A 21167-nucleotide genomic window follows, 5' to 3' on the forward strand; every position below is an offset into this window, starting at 1 on the left:
TCGCGAAAGCCCACCTTCTCCCTCAAGGGGAGAAGGGAAGAAAAACACAGGCCCTTCGGGACATTCCTCAATCCCTCAAAGGGAAAAGGACAGCTTGGCGCCTGCGCTGCAAAAAGAGCTCCCTTCTCCAGAGGGAGAAGGGCCGGGGATGAAGGGTGCGCTGAATTTGTGGGGGTCATGGCGCTATGCCCAGTCGCGGCAGACATATTTGACCTCGGTGAACTCCTCCATGCCGAGGCGAGCGCCTTCGCGACCGAGGCCGGATTGCTTGGTGCCGCCGAACGGGATCGGCGCGCCGGTGACCTTGGTGCGATTGACGGCGACCATGCCGAACTGGAGCTGGCGCGAGGCACGGTAGATGCGGCGCGGGTCCATGGTGTGCAGATAGGCGATCAACCCGTATTCGGTGGCATTGGCGCGGGCGATGGCCTCCGCTTCGGTGTCGAACGGAGCCAGCGCCGCGACCGGGCCAAACGTCTCTTCGGTCATGATCAGCGCGTCGGCGGGGACGTCGGCGAGGACGGTGGGCTGGAAGTACAGCGGGCCCTCGGCATCGACCTTGCCGCCGGCGAGACAGCGCGCGCCTTTGGCCAGCGCGTCGGCGACGTGGGTGCGCTGCTTTTCAACAGAAGCGGCGTTCATCAGCGGGCCGATATCGGGATTGGTCATGCCCGGACCGATGGTGAGCTTTGCCGTGGCTTCAGCAAAGCGGGCGCAAAAGGAGTCGTAGATGCGCCGGTCGATCAGGAAGCGGTTGGCGCCAAGGCAATCCTGCCCGGAGGTGGCAAATTTTGCCTTGATCGCTTCCTCGACGGCGCGATCCAGATCGGCATCGGCAAAGACGAGGAACGGGGCGTGGCCGCCCAGTTCCAGCACCAGATGTTTTACCGTGCCTGCCGACTGGCGATACAGCAGCTTGCCGATTTCGGTGGAGCCGGTGAAGGACAGCACCCGCACGCGGGGGTCCTCGGTCCACGGCTCGACAATGGTCGCCGCCGCGCCGGTGACCACGTTGAACGCCCCGGCGGGAATGCCTGCTCGAACGGCGAGGACGGCCAGCGCCGTGGCGGAATAGGGCGTTTGTGACGACGGATGGACGAGGCAGGTACACCCGGCGGCGAGCGCGGCGGCGGCCTTGCGGGTGACCATGGCGGAGGGGAAATTCCACGGGGTGATCAGCGCGGCGACACCGGCGGGCTCGCGCCACACTTCCACCTCGGCATCGGGGAGATGGGAGGTGACCGATTCAATATTGGGGCGCTTGGCTTCTTCGGCAAAGAACTCGACGAACGAGGCGGCATAGGCGATTTCACCCCGCGCCTCGGCAATCGGCTTGCCCTGCTCGGCGACCATGATGCGGGCCAGATCCTCGGAGGCCTCGACGATCAGATCGTACCAGCGACGCAGGATGGTGGATCGCTCCTGCGGCAAGAGGCCTGACCACCCGGCGAACGCCTCCTGCGCGCTATCGATGGCGGCACGGGATTCAGCGGCGCTCAGCGATGCGATGGTGCCGACCGCCTCGCCCGTGGCCGGATCGGTGACCTCGATAACCGCACCGGACGCGGCGGCGCGCGGGCTGCCCGCCACATGGGCCAACTGGCACAAAAGCTCGGGATCGTTCAACTCGGCGGCAAGGCCGGGCGGGAGATATTTGGCGGACAGGCTGGACATGGGCACACCTCCAGTAAAACCGGTGCGATCCTAGCGGGAATGGGGGAGAGACTGGGGCTGAACTGAGGCCATAAAGACGATGGTTCTGCTGGCGCGGCAGCCATTGGCGGATGGTTTTTCTGCCAGGGGCGGTATCCAGCGCGGCAGCCCCATTGACGCCTGGGGGGCGAAGCCTGCTAGTGACAGGACTTCGCGACCCCACCCCGTTCAAAGGACACCGCCCATGAAGACCTACAGCGTTGCGCCGGCTGGCCTCACCGTATCGAGCGTGATCCTGGGGATGATGCGCATTGCCAAAATGGACAATGACGAGATCGCCCGCCTTGTCGAGACGGCGCTGGACGCGGGGATTACCGTTTTCGACCACGCCGACATCTATGGCGGCGAGCGGCATCGGTGCGAGGAACGGTTCGGCGAGGCGGTACGGCTTTCTGCCGACCAGCGCGACGGGGTGCTGATCCAGTCGAAAGTGGGGATCAGGAAGGGGTTTTATGATTTTTCCGCCGCGCACATCCTGGCAAGCGTCGAGGGTTCGCTGAAGGCGCTACGGACCGACTATCTGGACGTGTTGCTGCTGCACCGCCCGGATGCGCTGGTGGAACTCGAAGAGGTGGCGGAAGCGTTCGACGCGCTGCATCAGACCGGAAAGGTGCGCCATTTCGGGGTGTCCAACCACACGCCGGGCCAGATCGAGCTGCTCAAGACGGCGGTGCGCCAGAAACTGGTGTTCAACCAGATGCAGCTGTCGATCCCCCACGCGCCGATGATCGCGCAAGGGGTGGCGGCCAATATCGCCGGGCTCGACCAGGCGGCGGATCGCGATAACGGGCTGATCGACTATTCGCGCATCAATTCCATGACCTTGCAGGCCTGGTCGCCGTTCCAGAGTGGAGTGACCAAGGGTGTGTTCATCGGCGACCGGGAGCATTATCGCGAGCTCAATACCGTGCTCGACGAATTGGCGGAAACCCACAAGGTGACCCCTAGCGGCATCGCGGTGGCGTGGATCACCCGCCATCCGGCCAATATCCAGGTGGTTTTGGGCACGACGACACCGGAGCGGGTGCGCGAAGCGGCGGCGGGGTCCCAGGTGCGCCTCGACCGGGAGGACTGGTATCGCCTGTTCCGGGCGGCGGGGCACAAACTGCCGTAATGCACGGATTGACTACTGCGCGGCGGCGATGACCGACACGGGCACCGGGGTTTCCTTGACCGGGGCGGTGACGACATAGGAATAATAGCGCCGGACGCCGATGCGCGCGTCGAGCAGGCTTTCAATCAGCTTCTGGTAGTTTTCCAGATCGCTGGCGACGACCTTGAGCAGATAGTCGATGCCACCGCCCACCGCCCAGCATTCGACGATCCTGTCGATTTGCGCGATGGCCGCCTCGAAGCGGGCGAAATCCTCGGCCTGATGACTTTCCAGTTCGATCTGCACGAAAACGATGGTCAGCGGCCCGAAGGCGCGCAGGGAAATGCGCGCGCCATAGCTTTCGATGATGCCGGCATCTTCAAGACGCTTCAGCCGTTCCCAGCAGGGTGTGGGCGTGAGGTTGACCCGCTCGGCCAGCGCCGCCTTGGGAATCCGGCCCTCGCGCTGGAGTATCGAGAGAATCTTGAGATCGCGATCATCAAGCTTGAGCTGGCTTTGGCGAATGGTGGCGTCCCCCTCCGGTCCGGTACACGGAGCAATTCCCGATCTGACTGAATCAGGTCAGGTGCTCCAACTCCTTGTTTTATCGCGTTTCCGAACCGAACAAATGGCATCCGCTTGTTCTGGAAACGCTCAAGGATGCCTCCAAGGGTACAACTGTCGCGGGACAAAGGTCCACATTCTTTGGGGAAAAAAAGTTCAGCCCGTCACCCCCGCCGCACAGACGCGCGGTGGGACCGGGGGTGGCGGGGCGGAAAAGCGCCCTGCCCTCAAGCTGTTGCGGCGCGAAGGCGGATCAGTTGCCTTCGAGCACCGCTTTTAGAAACTCGCGCGTCCGCTCCTCTTTCGGAGCGGTGAACAGATCTTCCGGCTTGCCCTGTTCGAGCACTTTTCCCTGATCGAAAAAGCAGACGCGGTCGGAAATCTGGCGCGCGAAGTTCATTTCGTGGGTGACCAGCAGCATGGTCAGGTCGTGTTCTTCGGCCAGCCGACGAATGACGCCGAGCACTTCGCCCACCAGTTCGGGGTCGAGCGCTGAGGTCGGTTCGTCGAACAGCATGATTTTGGGCCGCATGGCCAGCGCCCGGGCAATGCCGACGCGCTGCTGCTGGCCGCCGGACAATTGGTGCGGATATTTATCGGCATGGTCGCGCAGGCCCACCATGTCGAGCAACTGGTCGGCCCGCTCGCGCGCCTCGGCCTTGGGAACCCCCAGAACCTGTGTGGGCGCTTCGGTGATGTTGCGGCGCACGGTCATGTGCGGAAACAGATTGAACTGCTGGAACACCATGCCCATTTTTTCGCGCATCCGGTGCAGATGGGCTTCGCTGGCCGGTTTGAGGCTGCCATCGGCGGCCTTTTCGTGCCAGAGCGGCTCGCCATCCACCCAGACCACCCCGCCCGAGATCGGCTCAAGAGTCATCAGAATGCGCAGCACCGTGGATTTGCCCGAGCCCGAGGGGCCGATGATGGTGACCTTTTCGCCGGGCTGGACCTCGAAATCGAGTTCGTTGATGACCGTGAAGGTATCGAAACGCTTGATCACCTTGTCGAACTTGATGATGGGCTCGGTCATTTAAGCGGTATCCCTCTCTTGGGCAGGGCGCGGTCGACGAAGCGGACGCCCGCCGAGGCCACAAGGGTCATGATGAGGTAGATCCCGCCCACCATCGAGAGCGGCACGAGATAGTTGAAGGTGCGGTCGCCGATGATCTGGGCGACGTTGAGCATTTCCAGGACGGTGACGACCGAAAGGATCGGCACGTCCTTCATGATCGACACCAGATAATTGCCCATGGCGGGGACGATGCGCGGCACGGCCTGGGGCAGGATGATGTGGGTGAAGGTGCGCACGCTTTTGAGATTAAGCGCCCGCGCCGCCTCGTGCTGGCCACGCGCAATGGCTTGCAATCCGGCGCGGTACACTTCGGCGGTATAGGCCGAATACTGGATGCCCAGAGCCAGCGCGCCGGTGAGAAACGCCGGAAAGATGATGCCGTATTCGGGCAGCACGTAATAGAGAAAGAACAGCTGGACCAGCAGCGGGGTGTCGCGGATGAACTCGGTGATCACCGCCGCCGGCCAGGAGACGATCTTCAAGGGCACCATCTTGAGCGCCGCCCAGACGAGACCCAGCACAAGGGCAATGAAAAAGCCCAGCACAGTGGCCTGAACGGTGACCCACAGGCCGCGCAGCAGGATCGGCAGGATGGAGACCGCGAAGGTCCAGTTGGACGAGGTGTCCCATGCGATTCCGAACAGCATTGGCCTACCTCGCTCCGGCGCGCCAGCGGCCGACATACCGCTCAAGCAGCTTCATCATCAGGGTGAGCACCAGGGCGAGGCCGAAATACATGAACAGCACCATGGTGTAGATGGTCGTCGAATCCTGGGTGAAATTGCGCAATTGCTCGGCGCGGAAGGCCAGATCCGACAGGCTGATCAGCGAGACCAGCGCGGTGTCCTTGAGGTTTTGCACCGCCAGATTGCCGAAGGGCGGCATCATTTCGGGGATGGCCTGTGGCAGGGCGATGCGCCAGAGCGTCTTGCGGGGCGTGAAATTGAGGGCCCGGGCCGCTTCGTACTGATCCTTGGAGACCGCCGCCAACGCCCCGCGCACCACTTCGGCGCCATAGGCCCCGATGTTGAGCGAGAGGGCCAGCACCCCGGCCACCACAGGCGGCAGGCGCAGATCGATGCCGATGGCCATGCCGACCAGCGGCAGCGCGAAATACAGCCAGAACAGCTGCACCAGCAGCGAGGTGCCGCGAAACACTTCAATGTAAACGATGGATATGGTGCGCAGCACCAGAGTGTGGGCGCTTTTGCCAATGCCGGCGGCAAAGGCAAAGATCGCGCCAAGGATCGTCGAATAAACGGTCAGCTGGACGGTGACCCAGGCCCCCTGCATGAGCGGGCCAAAATACTCGGTCCAATGCATCATCGGCAGGGTCCGGTCTCTATCGGAGTGCTTTCATCGCCTCATCGAAATGAAAGGCTCCGGGTTCTGGTGCCGCGCTGACGGTCCGTGCGACGGGCCGCAAACGCTCTTATGCCGGGACTGGCCGGGTCGCGTGTGGAGGACGCGACCCGGCCGCCGTCAGGATCGAGCTTATTACGCGGCGCAAAGCTCGGCAGACGTGGCGTGATTTACCCCATCGATATCGGCCTCGGTGAACCCGTAACCGGCCAGGGTGTCGCTCCACTCCTGGGTGCCCTGATACTCGGCGAGGACGCCATTGACGGCATCGCGCAGGTCTTCAGAGCCCTTGGCGAAGACGAACCCGCCCCAGGAGCGGACTTCCTCACCATCGATCACCGGATCGACAAATCCGGTCGCCGCTTCCACTCCGTTGGAGCGGATCGCCAGTTCACCCACGGTGAGGCCGGTGGCGGCATAGGCTGTGGCGCGCCCGGTCGAGACTGTGGAGATCGCATCGGCGTTGGAGTTGATGGTGATCATCCGGCTTTCGGGAACGCCCAGCGCCTGGAGCATTTCAAGCTGATCGGCACCGGCCATGATGGCCACGGTGACATCGTCGCGCTCGGCGAAATCGGTGTAGGTGTGAACGTCCGCGGGATTGCCCGAGGCGACCAGCAGGCCCTCGCCATAGGAGGTCGAGGGTTCGGAATAGATCACCTGCGCGCACCGGTCCGGCAGGATGGCCATTTCCGCGGCCACCATGTCGAACCGATCGGCCTGCAGACCCGGAATGAGCGAGGAGAAATCGGTGGTGATCCACTCGATATTGTCGACGCCGAGTTCGGCCATGATGTGTTTGGCAACATCGGGGCCCGCGCCCTTGGCTTCGCCGTTCGGATCGACATAGCCGTAGGGAATTTCATTGGCGACGGCGATGCGGATCGTTCCGCTGCTCTTGATCTGATCGAGCGATGCGGCCTGGGCCATCCCCGCCATGCCGAGCGCGGCGGCGCCGGCCAAAAGGGTAATCTTGAGCGATTTGGTGAGTGCCATGTGCATAACGTCTCCTGTCCTTTGATGTTATCGCTGACGGTGCGCGTTCACGGATAGATGCGGACCAATATCGGCCCAGACCATCCAAGTCGGGTGACCTCCATCCCGAAAACAGATCAGGCGTTTGACCGCATGATCCTGACCGAACGCTGTTGTCCGGAGCACCTGATGCTTCAAATACGGCAGGTAGGATGCCAACTTCTCGCCACAAGTCGAGGGACGATACATCTATATCGGCGCGGGTCTGGCAGAAAGACCATCTGCCCGCCGCCGACAAATTGGAAGGACCGCCCCATCGGTCTAATTGCATAGTCGGTAAAGCGAATTTCGCCGGAGCAGCCCGTTGAGGCGCATAAGCCGGCGACATCGGCACGAACGCATGTCGTTGAGGGGAGGCGTATGGCCGCTGCGGTTGGAATGAGTGATGTTCTGGCGGCCCGCCGCCGGATCGCGGCGCATGTCGAGCGCACCGCACTGACCCAAAGCCCGGCGCTGACCGCGTTGACCGGGCAGCCGATCCTGCTCAAGCACGAACAGCGCCAGCCCACCGGCAGCTTCAAGCTGCGCGGCGCGACCAATGCCGTGCTCAGCCTGTCACAAGACGAACGCCAGCGCGGGGTGGCGGCCGCCTCGACCGGCAATCATGGACGCGCGCTGGCCCATGCGGCTAACGCCGCCGGGGCGCGGGCGGTGATCTGCATGTCGGCGCTGGTGCCCGACAACAAGGTGGCGGCGATCCGAGCGCTGGGAGCCGAGGCGCGCATCGTAGGCAGGAGCCAGGACGATGCGCAGCTGGAGGTCGACCGGCTGGTCGCCGAAAAGGGCATGGTGGATATCCCGCCGTTCGACCGGGCCGAGGTGATCGCCGGACAGGGCACCATCGGGCTGGAAATCGCCGAGGATGCGCCAACGCTCGACGCGGTTCTGGTGCCGCTTTCGGGCGGCGGGCTGATTTCGGGAGTGGCGCTGGCCATCAAGACACTGCTGCCGCAAACGCGGGTGATCGGAGTGAGCATGGAGCGCGGCGCGGCCATGGTCGCGTGCCTCGCTGCAGGGAAGCCGGTTGCGGTCGAGGAGTTGGAAACGCTCGCGGATTCGCTGGGCGGCGGCATCGGGCTTGCCAACCGCCATACCTTTGAAATGGTGCGCGGGCTGGTGGATGAAACCATCGTGCTCACCGAACGCGAGATCGCGCTGGGCATTGCCCATGCCTATGGGGAAGACCGCGAAGTGCTCGAAGGGGCCGGTGCGGTGGGCATCGCGGCGCTGCTGAGCGGCAAGTTCGTGCCCAAAGGGCCGACGGCGCTGGTGCTCTCCGGGAAAAATATCGACATGGGCGTGCATGCGGCCATAGTGGCGGGAACACATGCGGCGTTGGGAGGCGCGTGATGGGTAACGTTCAGATTCTGACCGAAGCCGACCTGCGCCAGTTGGTGCCGCTCGATCGCGATGCGGTTGCCTGCATCGAAGACGCCTTTGCGGCGCTGGCGGGCGGCAAGGTGGTGATGCCGCCGATCCTGCGGCTGGATATGCCAGAGGCGAACGGCGAGGTGGACGTCAAGACCGCCTATGTGCCCGGCCTTGACAGCTTTGCCATCAAGATCAGCCCCGGTTTTTTCGACAACCCCAAGATCGGCCTGCCCTCGACCAATGGGCTGATGGTGGTGCTTTCGGCCAGGACCGGACTGGTGGAAGCGCTGCTGCTCGACAACGGATATTTGACCGATGTGCGCACCGCCGCAGCGGGAGCGGTGGCGGCAAAGCACCTTGCCCGCGCCGACGCGCACACGGTTGCGCTTATCGGGGCCGGTGTGCAGGCCCGCATGCAGCTCGAAGCACTGACGCTGGTGCGGCCCCTCACATCCGTGCGCATCTGGGCGCGGGACAAAAGCAAGGCGGAGGCGCTGGCCAACGCCGTCGCGCAGGATTTTGGTCTCGCGGCACTGGTCGCGGACACCGCGGAAGAGGCGGTGCGGGGCGCTGACATCGTGGTCACCACAACCCCGGCCACCACACCGCTGATCAGCGCCGACTGGATCGGGCCCGGAACGCATGTGACGACCATGGGCTCGGACGCCGAACACAAGAACGAAATCGATCCGGCGCTGGTCACCCGCGCCGGGCTCTATGTCGCCGACAGCCTCCACCAGACCCGTCGGCTGGGCGAACTCCACCACGCCATTGCCAAAGGACTGGTGGAGGTGGACCGTCCCTTCCCCGAATTGGGGGCGGTGATCGCCGGATCGGCGGCGGGGCGGACAAGCGACGAGCAGATCAGTTTTGCCGATCTCACCGGCACCGGGGTTCAGGACACGGCGATTGCCGTTCTGGCCCGCACCCGCGCGGCAAAAGCTGGCGCGGGACACTCGGTTTTTGCCTGAATCCCAGGTTTTTTGGAGCGCACAGGATATGCCCAATACACGCCTGCCCTTTACCCTGCCCGAATATCACGAACGCCTGGAAGCGGTGCGCCGCTCCATGCAGACCCAGGGCATCGACGTTCTGATCGTCACCAATCCGTCCAACATGCACTGGATCACCGGCTATGACGGCTGGAGCTTTTACGTGCATCAGGCGGTGATCGTGTCGTTGACCGAGGAACCCTTGTGGTGGGGCCGCCCCATGGATGCGGTGGGGGCGGAAAAGACCACCTGGCTCAATACCGATTCCATCTATTCGTATCCCGACGATTTCGTGCAGAACCCCGAAAAGCACGCCTATGTGCATCTGTGCGGGGTGCTGCGCGACAAGGGCTGGGACCAGCGGCGCATCGGCGTTGAAATGGACAATTACTATTTCACCGCCGCCTGCCTTGAAACGCTGCGGGCGGAAATTCCCGGCGTCGCCGTGGTCGATGCGACCTCGGTGGTGACCTGGCAGCGTTCGGTCAAATCGGAAGCCGAGATCGAATATATGCGCCGGGCGGCGCGGATCGTCGAAGCCACCCACGCCCGCATTCGCGAGGTGACCCGACCGGGGTTGAGAAAGAACGAGCTGGTCGCCGAAATCTATCACGCCGCACTGATCGGCGCGGATGGCTATGGCGGCGATTATTCCGCCATCGTGCCGCTGACCCCATCGGGGCGCGACGCGGCAGCGGCGCATCTGACCTGGGACGACCGGGAACTGGTCTCGGGAGAAGGCACGTTTTTCGAAATCGCGGGCTGCTACAAGCGCTATCACTGCCCCATCTCGCGTACGGTGTTCCTCGGCACCCCGCCCGACGACATGCTGCGCGCGCAAGACGCGGTGCTTGAGGGCATGGAAGCGGGGATGGCGGTGGCCAAACCCGGCTATACCTGCGGGGAAATCGCCGAGGCGTTCTTTGGCGTGCTGAAGAAATACGGCGTCGAAAAGACCTCGCGCACCGGCTATTCGGTGGGGCTCTCCTACCCGCCGGACTGGGGTGAGCACACCATGAGCATCCGCCCCGGCGACCCCTCCATCCTGCGCGCCAACATGGTGTTCCATTTCATGCCGGCCATCTGGACTCCGGAGTGGGGGCTGGAGACCACCGAAACCATGCGGATCACCGACGAGGGCGGGCCGGAATGCCTCGCCAATGTGCCCCGGGAATTGTTCGTAAAACCCTGACGGCTGGCGCTTAGGACAAAGCCATTCACCCCCGGCCCTCTCTCCTTAAGGGGAGAGGGAAGGTGACGGTGACAACAAGACGGGAGAAGACATTGGCCCACAGGCTGCTCGATGACACGCTCGACATCCTCACGGATCTGATCGCGTTCGAGTCGGTGTCATCCGAGAGCAATCTCGACCTGATCGCCTATATCAACCAGCGCCTCGATCAGTTGGGAACGCGCACGCACCTCACCCTCAACGAGGACGGCAACAAGGCCAATTTGTTCGCCACCTTCGGTGACCCGGAAGCCGATGGCGGGATCGTCCTCTCCGGGCATACCGATGTGGTGCCGGTGGAGGGGCAGGACTGGAGCACCGATCCGTTCGTCGCCACTAACGCCGATGGTCGCATCTATGGGCGCGGAGCGTGCGACATGAAGGGGTTCATCGCCTGCGCCATGGCGTTTGCGCCGCAGTTCGAGGATATGGCAAAGACGCGCCCCATCCATCTGGCCTTTACCTATGACGAAGAAGTCGGGTGCCTTGGCGCTCAGGTGATGCTCAAGGACCTTGCTGCGAGCGGCAGACGCCCTGCCCTGTGCATCATCGGCGAGCCGACGATGATGAAGATCATCGAGGGCAACAAGGGCTGCTGCGAATACACCACCCATTTCACCGGCCTCGAAGGGCACGGCTCGATGCCCGACAAGGGCGTGAACGCCATCGAATATGCCGTCCATTATGTCAGCCGCCTGCTCGATATCGGCGCAACGCTGCGCACCCGCGCGCCGGAAGCGAGCCGGTTCGAGCCGCCCTGGTCGACGATCCAGATCGGCAGGATGGCGGGGGGCATCGCGCGCAACATCATTGCCGGGACCTGCTCGGTGGAATGGGAGTTGCGCCCGGTGCAGGCCAGCGATTTCACCTTCACCCAGGAGCAAATCCGCGGGTTTGTCGAAACCGACCTGCTGCCGCGCATGCGCGCCGTGCACCCGGATGCGGCGATCATCACCGAAACCATCGGCGAAGTGGCCGGGCTCGAACCGATGAGCCAATCGGAAGCGGTGGCGCTGGTGCGGGCCTTGACCGGCAACACCGACCCCACCGAATGCGTCGCCTTTTCCACCGAGGCCGGGCTGTTCCAGGAATTGGGCATCGATACCGTCGTGTGCGGCCCCGGCTCGATCGATCAGGCGCACAAGCCCGATGAGTTCGTGGCGCTCGATCAGCTCAGCGCGTGTCTGGAGATGATGGAAGGGCTGGGGACGCGGACATAGCATTTGCGCGCAGGCTGGGTGCGATGGGGAAATTGCACAGGCGCTGCCGGTTACTGGATCCCGGATCACGTCCGGGATGACAGCGGTGGGGACCGGGCTGGGGCCTACCAAATGAGCCCCCTTCTCCCCTGGTGGGAGAAGGGTCGGGGGTGAGGGGTGCGCAGAATATCGGCATACGCGGCGGTGGGCGGGGATGCTCAGCGCACCCCTCATCCGTCTCGCCCTGCGGGCGATCCACCTTCTCCCTCAGGGGGAGAAGGGAGAAAGGCAGCGGTAAAGGTTACTGGAACGCGGGGATGACCTCGCGGCCGTAGCGGGCGATGATTTCTTCTTCGTCGCCGCTGTCGAGGTAGATGTTGAACTGGGTGACGCCAGCAGCTTCGAGATCGCGGATTTTGGCGATGTGTTCGTCGGGCTCACCCAGAACGCAGAAGCTTTCGACAATCTCGTCGGTGATGAAATCGAGATAGGGGTTATCGGACTGGCCGTGCTTGGAATAATCATAGCCGCGCCGGGCTTCGATATAGCCGGTCAAACTGGCGGGGACCTTGTCGGAATCTGCGCCATATTTTTCCACGATATCGGCAACGTGATTGCCCACCATGGCCGGAAACCAGCGCGTGGCGGCAATGGCGCGCTGGCGATCGCCGAAATAGGCGGGGGCAGCAGCCATCGAGCGATAGTTCGACATGTCGCGCCCAGCGGCCTTGCCCGCTTCAAGGCACTGATCGGTGAACCATTTGCACAGGCCCGGATCAGCGATCTGAAGCACTACGCCATCGGCGTGTTCACCGGCGGTTTTGAGGGCCAGGGGGCCGTAGGCGGCGATCCAGGCAGGGATTTCGTGGCCCACAGCCCAGGGGAATTGCACCGGGTTCGGGATGTCGCCATAAGTGACTTCCTCGCCGCGCACCATGGCCTTGGTCTTGGCGATGAATTCGGCGACGCGCTTGAGGGTGGCGGGTTTGTGCCCCATCACGCGGCGCGAGGAATCCCCCCGGCCCACCGCCAGATCGAAGCGACCGCCGCTCTGCTTGGCCAAAGAGCCGAACAGCGATGCGGCCACCGACCAGTCACGCACATCGGGATTGGTCACCAGCGGGCCAAACCGCATGGATCTGGTCCACTCCATGCCCATGGCCATCGCCGGATAGGGATCGCGCCACAGGATGTGGGAATCGTAAAACCAGCAATAGGTAAAACCGGCATATTCCGCCGCCTGGATCAGATAGCGCGCGCGATCATGATCGACGAACCCCTTGAAGGTGATCCCGAATTCCATATGCCCCTCCCCTTTTTTGTCGGCCCCCGCAGACGCCTAAAGCTTCTTGTTTGTCGCGCTTCCGAACCGGAAAACCGGAAGCCACTTTTCCTGGAAGCGCCCCAGTTCCTTGTCTTGTCGCGCTTCCGGACCGGAAAACCGGAAGCCACTTTTCCTGGAAGCGCGACAATTTGACCAGATGATCAAATTTCTATTTGCCCCGCAACACTATTCGTTCCCGGGCCGTAGGAAATCATCGGTCGGCCCGAGGCCGGATTGGTGAAAATGGTGGCGGGCACGCCATAGACCCGCGCCAGAAACCCGGCGTCGATCACCGCTTTTGGCGCGCCCTCGGCGACGACGCGGCCCCGGTCGAGCGCAATCACCGTATCGAACCACGCGGCGGTGAGATTGAGATCGTGCATGGTGACGAGAATGGTCATGCCGGTATCGGCCAATGCGCGCAAAATCTCCATCACCGCAATCTGGGCCGACAGGTCGAGATGGTTTGTCGGCTCATCGAGCAGCAGCAGCCGGGGCTGTTGCGCCAGCGCCCGGGCGATATGGACCCGCTGCTGTTCGCCCCCTGAAAGCGTGGGAAACCGCCGCGTCGCAAACGGCTCCATGCCGACTCGGGAGAGCGCGTCGGCGACGATCCGCTCATCGTCGTTATCGTGCGCCGCCCCCCAGCCATCCTGATGCGGTAGACGGCCCAGCATCACCGCATCGTGCACCGCCAGCGGCTGGTCGGTGGTGGCCGATTGTTCGACCAGCGCGGCGATGCGGGCCCGGGTGCGGCGCGGCAAGGCAAGGAAATCCTGCCCTTCGAACTCGATCCGGGCGCGCGCGGCGGGCTCAAAGCCGAGGATCACCCGCAACAGTGTGGATTTGCCCGCCCCATTGGGACCGATCAAAGCGTTGAGACGACCCGGAGCGAGCGCGAACGAGACGTCATCGAGGATCGCCCTGCCCTCGATGGACAGGTTTGCGTGGGAGACGACAAGGCTCATGTCGCCCTCCGGTTGCGCATCAGCACCCAGAAAAACGCCGGGGCGCCCAGCATGGCGGTGACGATGCCGACCGGCAGTTCGCGCGGGTCGAACAGGGTGCGCGCGGCGGTATCGGCCCAGATCATGAACACCGCTCCCGCCAGCGCGGCGAGCGGCAGCACATCGCGATTGCGGCCCCCGCAGACCAGCCGCACCGCGTGGGGCAGGATCAGCCCGACAAAGCCGATAGCCCCGGAAATGGCGACCAGCACACCGGTGAGCAAGGCCGTTCCGCCCAGCATCAGCCAGCGGGTGCGGTCAACCGCGATGCCCAGCGCACGGGCAGCGGTATCGCCAAACACAAAGCCATCAAGCACGCGGCCAGAGGTCAGCAACGGCCCGCCAATCAGCGCCAATGCGGCCCAGCCCAGCGCCGCATCGGTCCAGCGCGTGCCCGCCAGCGATCCCATCAGCCAGGAGAGGATTTCGCGGTAGGAATCGCCGGTCGCAGTCCAGAAAATCAGCAGCGAGGTGAGCGCCGAGGCGAGCGCGGACACCGCCAGCCCGGCCAGAATGGCGCGCGAGGCCGTGATCGCGCCCATGGCCCGCGCCAGCCCAAGGGTCAGCGCCATGGCGGCCAGCGCGCCCAAAAAAGCACCGACGGGCAGGAGCAGCGTTGCACCCAACAGCAGCATGGAGACCGCCCCCACCGCCGCGCCTGACGAGACGCCCAGCAGATAAGGATCGGCCAGCGGGTTGCGGGTCAGCGCCTGCATCACCGCGCCGCAAATGGCCAGCCCCGCCCCCACCGCCGCGGCTGCCAGAACGCGCGGCAGGCGCAACTCCCAGACGATCCCTTCGCGCAGGCGCGAGACCGGGCTGTCGGCAACGAGGCCCAATTTATGGGCGATGACCGTCCAGACTTCGCCCGCACTGATCTGTGCAGGGCCGATGGTCACCGCGACGACGATCGAGACCACCAGCAGCGCCGATAGCCCCGCCAGCGCCGCCCTGCCCCGCATGCGCCGCAGGGCGGCGGGGGCGAGCGCGGAAAGGCCAAGCGGGGCAGCGACCATGGCTAGAACTCCAGCCCGGCCAATTGGCGGGCCAGATCGAGCGTGGCCTGTACGCTGCGGATGCCCGGCTCGGCGGCGGGGAACGGAATGGTGAGATAGCGATTGTGCCGGACGGCGCCGAGATTGGCAGTGGCGGGATTGTCATTGAGCAGCGCGATTTTCTGCTCGACGGAGTTCCACTGGGCGTCGACGAGGATGATGATATCGGGGTCCTCATCGACGATGGCTTCCCAACTGGCCGAGGTCCACGTATCGTCGACATCGGCGAAGATGTTGGCGATGCCCAGCGCGTCCATGGTCATCTGCGGTCCGCCCAATCCCGCGCCCACATAGGGCACGGAAGTGGCGGAGGAATACCACACGCCGGTAAGGCCGGTGATCGGCTCGACCGCAGCCAACTGCGCGCGCTGCTCGGCGATGAGCGCGGCGGCGCGATCCTCCACATCGAAGATGCGGCCCATTTCGAGAATCTGGGCGAACACATCCTCAAACGAGAGCTTTTCCGGCGCGCCCTGTGCCCGGCAGGCGGTGGGCGCGACATAGGTGGCGACACCGAGTGCATCGAGGCTGTCGCGAGTGCCTGCCCCATCACCGGCGAATGCGGATTCCCAGCCGCCATAGATGAAATCAGGTTCGGCTTCGAGCACCACTTCCTGACTGGGCACACGGTCGGCGAGGACCGGGAGATCGATTGTCGGTGCCCATTGGGGCGGCACGGGGCCGTCCTGAAAGCCGACGCCAACGATGCGATCCGCCAATCCCAGCGCCAGCAGCATTTCGGTTGCTGTGGATTTGATGGTCACTACGCGCTGGGGCGGGGCGGAAAAGGTAACCTCGGTGCCGCAGTTCTGGATGGTGAGGGGGTAGTCGGTGGCAAGGGCGGGGGTCGCGAGGGTGGCGCTGAGCAGGAAGAATCCCCAACCGGTCATCCCGGCCTTGAGCCGGGATCCAGTATGCGGCAGCGGTGAAGGTGGAACGCCAACTCTGCCGGTTACTGGTTCCCGGGTCTTCGCCCGGGATGACGGGAGGCGGATGGGGCCGCGCGGCGTTTCACCCAAGAAAGCAAGGGAAAGTGAACTCACGCGCCTGCCAAGTGAGCCCCCTTCTTCCCCGATGGGAGAAGGGTTGGGGATGAGGGGGGTGCTGAGGGGGAGAAAATCGCTGACACTGGTAGAAAAGGCCAATGCTGCGCCCCCCTCATCCGCCCCTTCGGGGCACCTTCTCCCACCAGGGGAGAAGGGGGGCTTGGGGAAGCGCCTGCCATCTTCCTCAACGCATCCAAACCAACCCCACCGCCTGCCAAACAAGCCCCCCTCTCCCCTGGTGGGAGAGGGGCCGGGGGTGAGGGGGGCGCTGAGCAGGCGAAAGCCCCGGCGGGTCATTCAACCGGCTCGCGGTCTTTGGCCATGTCGCGCAGGGCGGCGTCGTAGCCCTGGCGGTAGGCTTCGGTGGAGCCGAAGCGAAACATGTCGTCGTCGCCGAGGCGGGCGAGGGTTTTGGCACCGGGGGCGTCGAGGTCGGTGACCAGCCGGGATAGGCCGCGCGCGATGGCGACGGGCACGCGTGCGGCCTTGCCTTTAACCAGATCGGCGGCGGCGGCCAGTTCATCGGCGAGGACGGTGACCGTGACGTTGAGCGGGCGGCCATCGGCATCGACGCCGCCGCGCAGATCGTCGACCAGTTGCACCCCCGCCGCGCCGATGGCCGCGTCGGTCTGGCCGACGCGCCAGGGGCGGCCAAGGGTATCGGTGATGATCACGCCAAGATGGACGCCAAAACGCGCGCGCAACCCTTCGCATAGCAGTCTGGCCGAAGCGTCGGGGTCACGCGGCAGGCGCAGGGCGAAGCCGTCGGGCACGTTGGAGGTATCTAGCCCGGCGGCGGCAAGCACCAGCCCCTGCCGCGTTTCGACGATGCGGGTAATGCCGCCCGGATGCGGACGTTCGGCGACAACCCGCACTGTGTCTTCTTCGATGGCCAGGTCGCGCGCCGCGATGGGCACCTGCATCCCCTCGGCCTTGGAAACGATCTTGGAGGTGACGATGATGATGTCGCCATCGGCGAGCGCAGTATCAGGGTCTGCCTTGGCCAAATCCTCGATGGCAGAGCCGATCAGCGCAACCAGATCGTCGCCCGATGCAATTTCGGGGATGCCCTCGATGCCCCAAAGCGTCAGCCGCGCGACCATCACAGGGCCCCGAGGCGCGGCAGGACGGATTCGGAGAAAGCGTCGATCCATTCGCGCTGATTGCGCCCGACATTGTGCAGATAGATGCGATCAAAGCCCAGCCGGGCGAATTTGGCGATCTCTTCGAAATGCTCGTCCGGATCGGGGGAAATGAGCATCCTTCCCTTGAAATCTTCGGGACGGACAAGCTTTGCCATCTGCTCGAAATCGAACGGCGAGCGGATATCACCTTTGGGGAATTTCATGCCGCCATTGGGCCATTCGGTCATCGCGTTGGCCAGAGCCTCCTCATAGGTCGGGGCCCAGCTCAGATGCAGTTGCAGGACCTTGGGCATGGTGTCGGGGTCCTTGCCCGCCTCGCGCGCGCCTTCATGAAACCGCCCGAACAGCATCTCGATCTTGTCGAGGGGCGCGCCTACGGTGATCAGGCCATCGGCGTACAGGCCGGTCTTTTTGGAGTTGATCGGCCCGGCAGTGGCGACGAGAATTTCGGGCGGGGTGTCGGGCATGGTCCACAATCGCGTGGCGTCCATGCGGTAGAACTGGCCGGTGTGCCGCGTATCCTTGTTGGCGGCGGAATTTTCAAACAGCTTGCGGATGATCTCGATGGCCTCGAACATGCGGGCCGAGCGCTCGCCGGCCTGTGGCCAGTATTGCGCGAGGAAGCCTTCATTGAGCGCCTCGCCCGCCCCGACCCCGAGCCAGTGGCGGCCCGGATACATGGCAGCGAGAGTGGCGGAGGCTTGCGCGACGATGGCCGGGTGCCAGCGAAAGGTGGGCGTCGTCACCCCCGGCCCCAGATCGCCCTTGGTGCGTTCGCCAATGGCGGTCAAGACGTTCCAGACAAAGGCAGACTGGCCCTGCTGGGGCACCCAGGGCTGGAAATGGTCGGCGGCCATGGCGCCGTTAAACCCTTTGGATTCCGCATAGGCGGTGAGTTCGACACAGTCGATCGGGTGAAACTGCTCCAGCATCACTGCATAGCCGATCAGCCCTTCCTGACCGGTTTTAAAGACGGACATCGGCAATACCTCCCCGTGGCATCAAGGCTCAGTCAAGCACAAAGCAAAGCGCTGCGACAGAGGATATTTTGACCTTTTGGTAAAATAATTTGGCACGGGATTTGCCGGCCTTTCGCTGCTTGCGGCGATGGTTACAATCGCACTGCGCCTCGGCCAGCCGGACAAGGGAGTGATAGAATGACTGCACGTGTTTTCGATGAGCGTTTGTGTGAGCTGGGTGAAGGCCCGCTGTGGCACCCGGAACGCGGGCAATTGTTCTGGGTCGATATCCTCAACGGCACCCTTTTATCACGCGATGGCCCGGACCAGTTGGCCTGGAGTTTTGACGCCATGATCTCGGCGTTGGGCTGGATCGATCGTGAGCGTCTGCTGGTGGTGAGCGAGACGGCGCTGATCGAGTTCACTATCGACACCGGGGAGCGCCGCATCGTTGCCGACCTCGATCTGGGCTATGGCATGCGCACCAATGACGGGCGGGCCGACCCGTGGGGCGGGTTCTGGTTTTCCTCAATGCACAAAGACGCCGAACCCCGCGCCGGGGCGATTTATCGGCTGGTCAACGGCAGGGTGGAGCGGCTGTTCACCGACATCACCATCGCCAACGCGATCTGCTTTTCGCCCGACCGGCAGTTTGCCTATTTTGCCGACACGCCACTCGGTGAAGTGCGGCGGGTGGCGCTGGATGGGACGACGGGCATGCCGTCCGGCGCGCCGGAGGTATTTCTCGATCTCTCCAAGGAGGGGCTCAATCCCGATGGGGCGGTGACGGATGCAGAGGGCAATCTGTGGATTGCCCAATGGGGCGCGAGCCGGGTCGCGGTGTACGATCCGCGCGGCATGTTCCTGCGGGCTATCGCAGTCGATGCGCCCAACACCTCGTGTCCGGCCTTTGGCGGCCCGGAATTTTCGACGCTTTTTTGCACCTCGGCGCGCGAGGGGATGGATGCGGATGACCTTGCTGCGCGTCCGCGGTCCGGCATGGTGTTTGCCGCCGAGGGAGTCGGGCGCGGACAAGCGGAACCAGCGGTGATCCTCTAGCTAATAGAGCACCCACACCAGCCACAGGGTGATCGGCGGGAACGCCACCAGCACGATGGTGCGCACGATATCGCTGGCGACGAAGGGCAGCGCGCCCAGAAAAGTCTGCGACAGCGGCGTGTCCCTGTCCATGGAATTGATGATGAACAGGTTCATCCCCACCGGCGGGGTGATCAGGCCAACCTCGACGACAATCAGCACCAGAATGCCGAACCAGATGGCGAAGTCGTCGGGCGACAGGCCGAAATCGAGGACGCTGACGATGGGAAAGATGATGGGCACGGTCAACAGCACCATCGACAGCGAATCCATGACGCAGCCGAGGATGAGGTAGAAGATCAGGACAATCGCCATCACCACCCACGGATCGAGCCCCTGCCCGGAGACCCAGCCCGCAAGGAACTGAGGCAATTGCGACAAGGCGAGAAACCCGTTGAGCGCGGCGGCCCCGAGGACGATCAGGAAGATCATCGCTGTGGACGACGCGGTGGCCAGAATGGCGTCGGCGAGCCCTTTTTTCGTCAGGCTGCGGGTGGCGAGCGCGATGGTGCCGGTGCCCGCAGCGCCAATAGCGGCGGCCTCGGTGGGGGTGAAGATGCCGGTATAGATGCCGCCGATCACCAGCACGAACACCAGCGCCACCGGCCAGACCGCAGCGAGGTCCCGCACTCGCTCGCGATAGGGCACGCGGGGCCGGGGCCGGGCCGCGCCGGGGCGGATGCGGACATAGAGCGCGATCACCACAACATACCCGAGCGCGGCCAGCAGACCGGGGATGAACGCCGCCATGAACAGTTTTGCGATGTTCTGCTCGGTCAGCACGGCGAAAATGACGAGGATAACCGAGGGGGGAATGAGAATGCCCAGCGTTCCGCCCGCTGCGACCGTGCCAGTGGAGAGCGCGCCGGAATAGCCGTATTTTTTCAGTTCCGGCAGTGCCACCTGCCCCATGGTGGCGGCGGTGGCAAGCGAGGACCCGCAGATGGCGCCGAACCCGGCGCTGGCCCCGATGGCCGCCATGGCCACCCCGCCCTTGCGATGGCCCAGCCACGACGCGGCAGCGCGAAACAGCGCCGCCGACATGCCCGACAGCGTCGCGAACTGGCCCATAAGCAGAAACAGCGGCACGATCGACAGCGAATAGGAGGCAAAGGTCGAATAGGTGAGGTTCTTGAACTGGGCGAGGATCGGGACCGGCGAACCGGTGATCAGCCAACTGCCGAAGACGCCCACCCCGAGCATGGCAAGGCCGATGGGGACGCGCAGGAAAATCAGCGCCAGAATGACCGGAAAGGCCAGAAGGCCAAGGGCGAGATTGCTCATGGCTCGACCGCCCCCCGGGCCGGTTCGGAATGTCCAGAGACGGCATTGGCAAGGCTGCGACCAACAACGAACAGCGCGACAATCACAAACACCACCGCCCCGGCAAAGCAGGCGGCATAGGCCCAGCCCAGCGGCAGGCGCAGCAGCACGGTGGTCTCGCGATAGGTGAATTTATCGAGCATCCCGAACCACAGACGCCAGGCGATAAACCCGGCGGCGGCCAGCATCATCGCGTCGGTGAGAACGAGAATCCAGCGGTTGAGGGTGGGGCCGAAGCGGTCGGTGAGCAGCGCCACCAGCGCGTGGCCGCGCTCAAGATGGGCCCAGGGCAGGAAGGCAAAGACGGCAAAGGCCGTGCCCGCTTCGACCAGTTCATAATCGCCGGGCACTGGCCGCAGGCCAGCCCAGAGCAGCGCGCGGCCGATGACGCTGGCGACCACCAGCACCACAAGACCGATCAGCGCCGCGCCGCCCAACAGCGCCATTCCCTTGGCCAGCGCATGCACGCCGCGCCCCAATGGCGATTGATCCTTGAACACCTGTGCTCCCCCGTGTTCGCCGAGTAAATCCAAATGGAGGGCTGCGCAACCCCGACCCAACGACGGCTTGCACCG

At 64.1% G+C, this 21167-nt stretch carries 20 protein-coding genes and 1 pseudogene; 6 read left to right on the top strand and 15 right to left on the bottom strand.

The window, feature by feature from the left end; genetic code table 11:
- Window positions 1-183: 183 nt before the first annotated feature.
- Window positions 184-1674: an NAD-dependent succinate-semialdehyde dehydrogenase gene (locus tag VNS12_RS03230; RefSeq protein ID WP_325486406.1), complete on the bottom strand. Its 1491-nt coding sequence runs from the start codon at window positions 1672-1674 to the stop codon at window positions 184-186.
- 223 nt (window positions 1675-1897) lie between these two features.
- Between VNS12_RS03230 and VNS12_RS03235 the strand changes: the two genes are divergently transcribed.
- Window positions 1898-2827: an aldo/keto reductase gene (locus VNS12_RS03235; RefSeq protein ID WP_325486407.1), complete on the top strand. Its 930-nt coding sequence runs from the start codon at window positions 1898-1900 to the stop codon at window positions 2825-2827.
- Window positions 2828-2839: 12 nt separating this feature from the next.
- Here VNS12_RS03235 and VNS12_RS03240 read toward each other — a convergent pair whose 3' ends face one another.
- The 6 genes and pseudogenes from VNS12_RS03240 to ehuB form a co-directional block, all read right to left on the bottom strand.
- Window positions 2840-3112 carry an Lrp/AsnC ligand binding domain-containing protein gene (locus tag VNS12_RS03240; RefSeq protein ID WP_325486408.1) on the bottom strand — a complete coding sequence of 91 codons (273 nt, stop codon included), beginning with the start codon at window positions 3110-3112 and terminating at the stop codon, window positions 2840-2842.
- A 114-nt stretch (window positions 3113-3226) separates the two neighbouring features.
- A pseudogene (locus VNS12_RS03245) lies at window positions 3227-3367 on the bottom strand (winged helix-turn-helix transcriptional regulator); the annotation flags it as partial.
- Between the two features lie 256 nt (window positions 3368-3623).
- Window positions 3624-4403, bottom strand: coding sequence for an ectoine/hydroxyectoine ABC transporter ATP-binding protein EhuA (gene ehuA / locus VNS12_RS03250; protein ID WP_325486409.1), 780 nt, complete (start codon window positions 4401-4403; stop codon window positions 3624-3626).
- Window positions 4400-5092, bottom strand: a complete 693-nt coding sequence (ehuD, locus tag VNS12_RS03255) for an ectoine/hydroxyectoine ABC transporter permease subunit EhuD (protein ID WP_325486410.1) — start codon at window positions 5090-5092, stop codon at window positions 4400-4402. The genes ehuA and ehuD overlap by 4 nt, the downstream gene beginning before the upstream one ends.
- A gap of 4 nt (window positions 5093-5096) precedes the next feature.
- Window positions 5097-5768: an ectoine/hydroxyectoine ABC transporter permease subunit EhuC gene (ehuC, locus tag VNS12_RS03260; protein WP_325486456.1), complete on the bottom strand. Its 672-nt coding sequence runs from the start codon at window positions 5766-5768 to the stop codon at window positions 5097-5099.
- A gap of 174 nt (window positions 5769-5942) precedes the next feature.
- The gene (ehuB, locus tag VNS12_RS03265; RefSeq protein WP_325486411.1) at window positions 5943-6803 is read right to left on the bottom strand and encodes an ectoine/hydroxyectoine ABC transporter substrate-binding protein EhuB; all 861 of its coding nucleotides are present in this window, start codon (window positions 6801-6803) and stop codon (window positions 5943-5945) included.
- Window positions 6804-7202: 399 nt separating this feature from the next.
- On the opposite strand from ehuB, the gene eutB reads away from it, so the two are divergent.
- The 4 genes from eutB (at window position 7203) to argE (ending at window position 11656) form a co-directional block, all read left to right on the top strand.
- Entirely contained in the window at window positions 7203-8192 is a 990-nt protein-coding gene (gene eutB, locus VNS12_RS03270) for a hydroxyectoine utilization dehydratase EutB (protein ID WP_325486412.1), read from the top strand.
- Window positions 8192-9184 carry an ectoine utilization protein EutC gene (eutC, locus tag VNS12_RS03275; protein WP_325486413.1) on the top strand — a complete coding sequence of 331 codons (993 nt, stop codon included), beginning with the start codon at window positions 8192-8194 and terminating at the stop codon, window positions 9182-9184. Before eutB ends, eutC begins: the two co-directional genes overlap by 1 nt.
- A 28-nt stretch (window positions 9185-9212) precedes the next feature.
- Complete coding sequence (locus VNS12_RS03280) at window positions 9213-10397, top strand: M24 family metallopeptidase (RefSeq protein ID WP_325486414.1); 1185 nt, start codon at window positions 9213-9215, stop codon at window positions 10395-10397.
- 68 nt (window positions 10398-10465) lie between these two features.
- Window positions 10466-11656, top strand: a complete 1191-nt coding sequence (gene argE / locus VNS12_RS03285) for an acetylornithine deacetylase (RefSeq protein WP_325486415.1) — start codon at window positions 10466-10468, stop codon at window positions 11654-11656.
- Window positions 11657-11936: 280 nt separating this feature from the next.
- Here the strand turns inward: argE and VNS12_RS03290 are convergent, their stop codons facing one another.
- The 6 genes from VNS12_RS03290 to VNS12_RS03315 all read right to left on the bottom strand — a co-directional run bounded on the left by VNS12_RS03290 (window position 11937) and on the right by VNS12_RS03315 (window position 18192).
- Entirely contained in the window at window positions 11937-12938 is a 1002-nt protein-coding gene (locus tag VNS12_RS03290; protein ID WP_325486416.1) for a TIGR03842 family LLM class F420-dependent oxidoreductase, read from the bottom strand.
- 182 nt (window positions 12939-13120) lie between these two features.
- Window positions 13121-13927 (bottom strand): ABC transporter ATP-binding protein, encoded by an 807-nt coding sequence (locus VNS12_RS03295; RefSeq protein WP_325486417.1) that lies wholly within the window; start codon window positions 13925-13927, stop codon window positions 13121-13123.
- The gene (locus VNS12_RS03300; protein ID WP_325486418.1) at window positions 13924-14982 is read right to left on the bottom strand and encodes a putative F420-0 ABC transporter permease subunit; all 1059 of its coding nucleotides are present in this window, start codon (window positions 14980-14982) and stop codon (window positions 13924-13926) included. The genes VNS12_RS03295 and VNS12_RS03300 overlap by 4 nt, the downstream gene beginning before the upstream one ends.
- A gap of 2 nt (window positions 14983-14984) precedes the next feature.
- Window positions 14985-15911 carry a putative F420-0 ABC transporter substrate-binding protein gene (locus VNS12_RS03305; RefSeq protein WP_325486419.1) on the bottom strand — a complete coding sequence of 309 codons (927 nt, stop codon included), beginning with the start codon at window positions 15909-15911 and terminating at the stop codon, window positions 14985-14987.
- A 449-nt stretch (window positions 15912-16360) separates the two neighbouring features.
- Window positions 16361-17170, bottom strand: a complete 810-nt coding sequence (gene cofE / locus VNS12_RS03310) for a coenzyme F420-0:L-glutamate ligase (protein ID WP_325486420.1) — start codon at window positions 17168-17170, stop codon at window positions 16361-16363.
- Window positions 17170-18192 (bottom strand): TIGR03557 family F420-dependent LLM class oxidoreductase, encoded by a 1023-nt coding sequence (locus VNS12_RS03315; RefSeq protein WP_325486421.1) that lies wholly within the window; start codon window positions 18190-18192, stop codon window positions 17170-17172. Before VNS12_RS03315 ends, cofE begins: the two co-directional genes overlap by 1 nt.
- A gap of 177 nt (window positions 18193-18369) precedes the next feature.
- On the opposite strand from VNS12_RS03315, the gene VNS12_RS03320 reads away from it, so the two are divergent.
- Window positions 18370-19230 (top strand): SMP-30/gluconolactonase/LRE family protein, encoded by an 861-nt coding sequence (locus VNS12_RS03320; protein ID WP_325486422.1) that lies wholly within the window; start codon window positions 18370-18372, stop codon window positions 19228-19230.
- On the opposite strand, the gene VNS12_RS03325 is transcribed toward VNS12_RS03320, so the two are convergent.
- Complete coding sequence (locus tag VNS12_RS03325) at window positions 19231-20553, bottom strand: TRAP transporter large permease (RefSeq protein WP_325486423.1); 1323 nt, start codon at window positions 20551-20553, stop codon at window positions 19231-19233. It abuts the gene before it with no gap.
- Complete coding sequence (locus tag VNS12_RS03330; RefSeq protein ID WP_325486424.1) at window positions 20550-21092, bottom strand: TRAP transporter small permease; 543 nt, start codon at window positions 21090-21092, stop codon at window positions 20550-20552. Before VNS12_RS03330 ends, VNS12_RS03325 begins: the two co-directional genes overlap by 4 nt.
- Window positions 21093-21167: the final 75 nt, after the last annotated feature.

The sequence above is a fragment of the Pelagibacterium sp. genome (assembly GCF_035555455.1).
Taxonomy (GTDB): Bacteria; Pseudomonadota; Alphaproteobacteria; order Rhizobiales; family Devosiaceae; genus Pelagibacterium.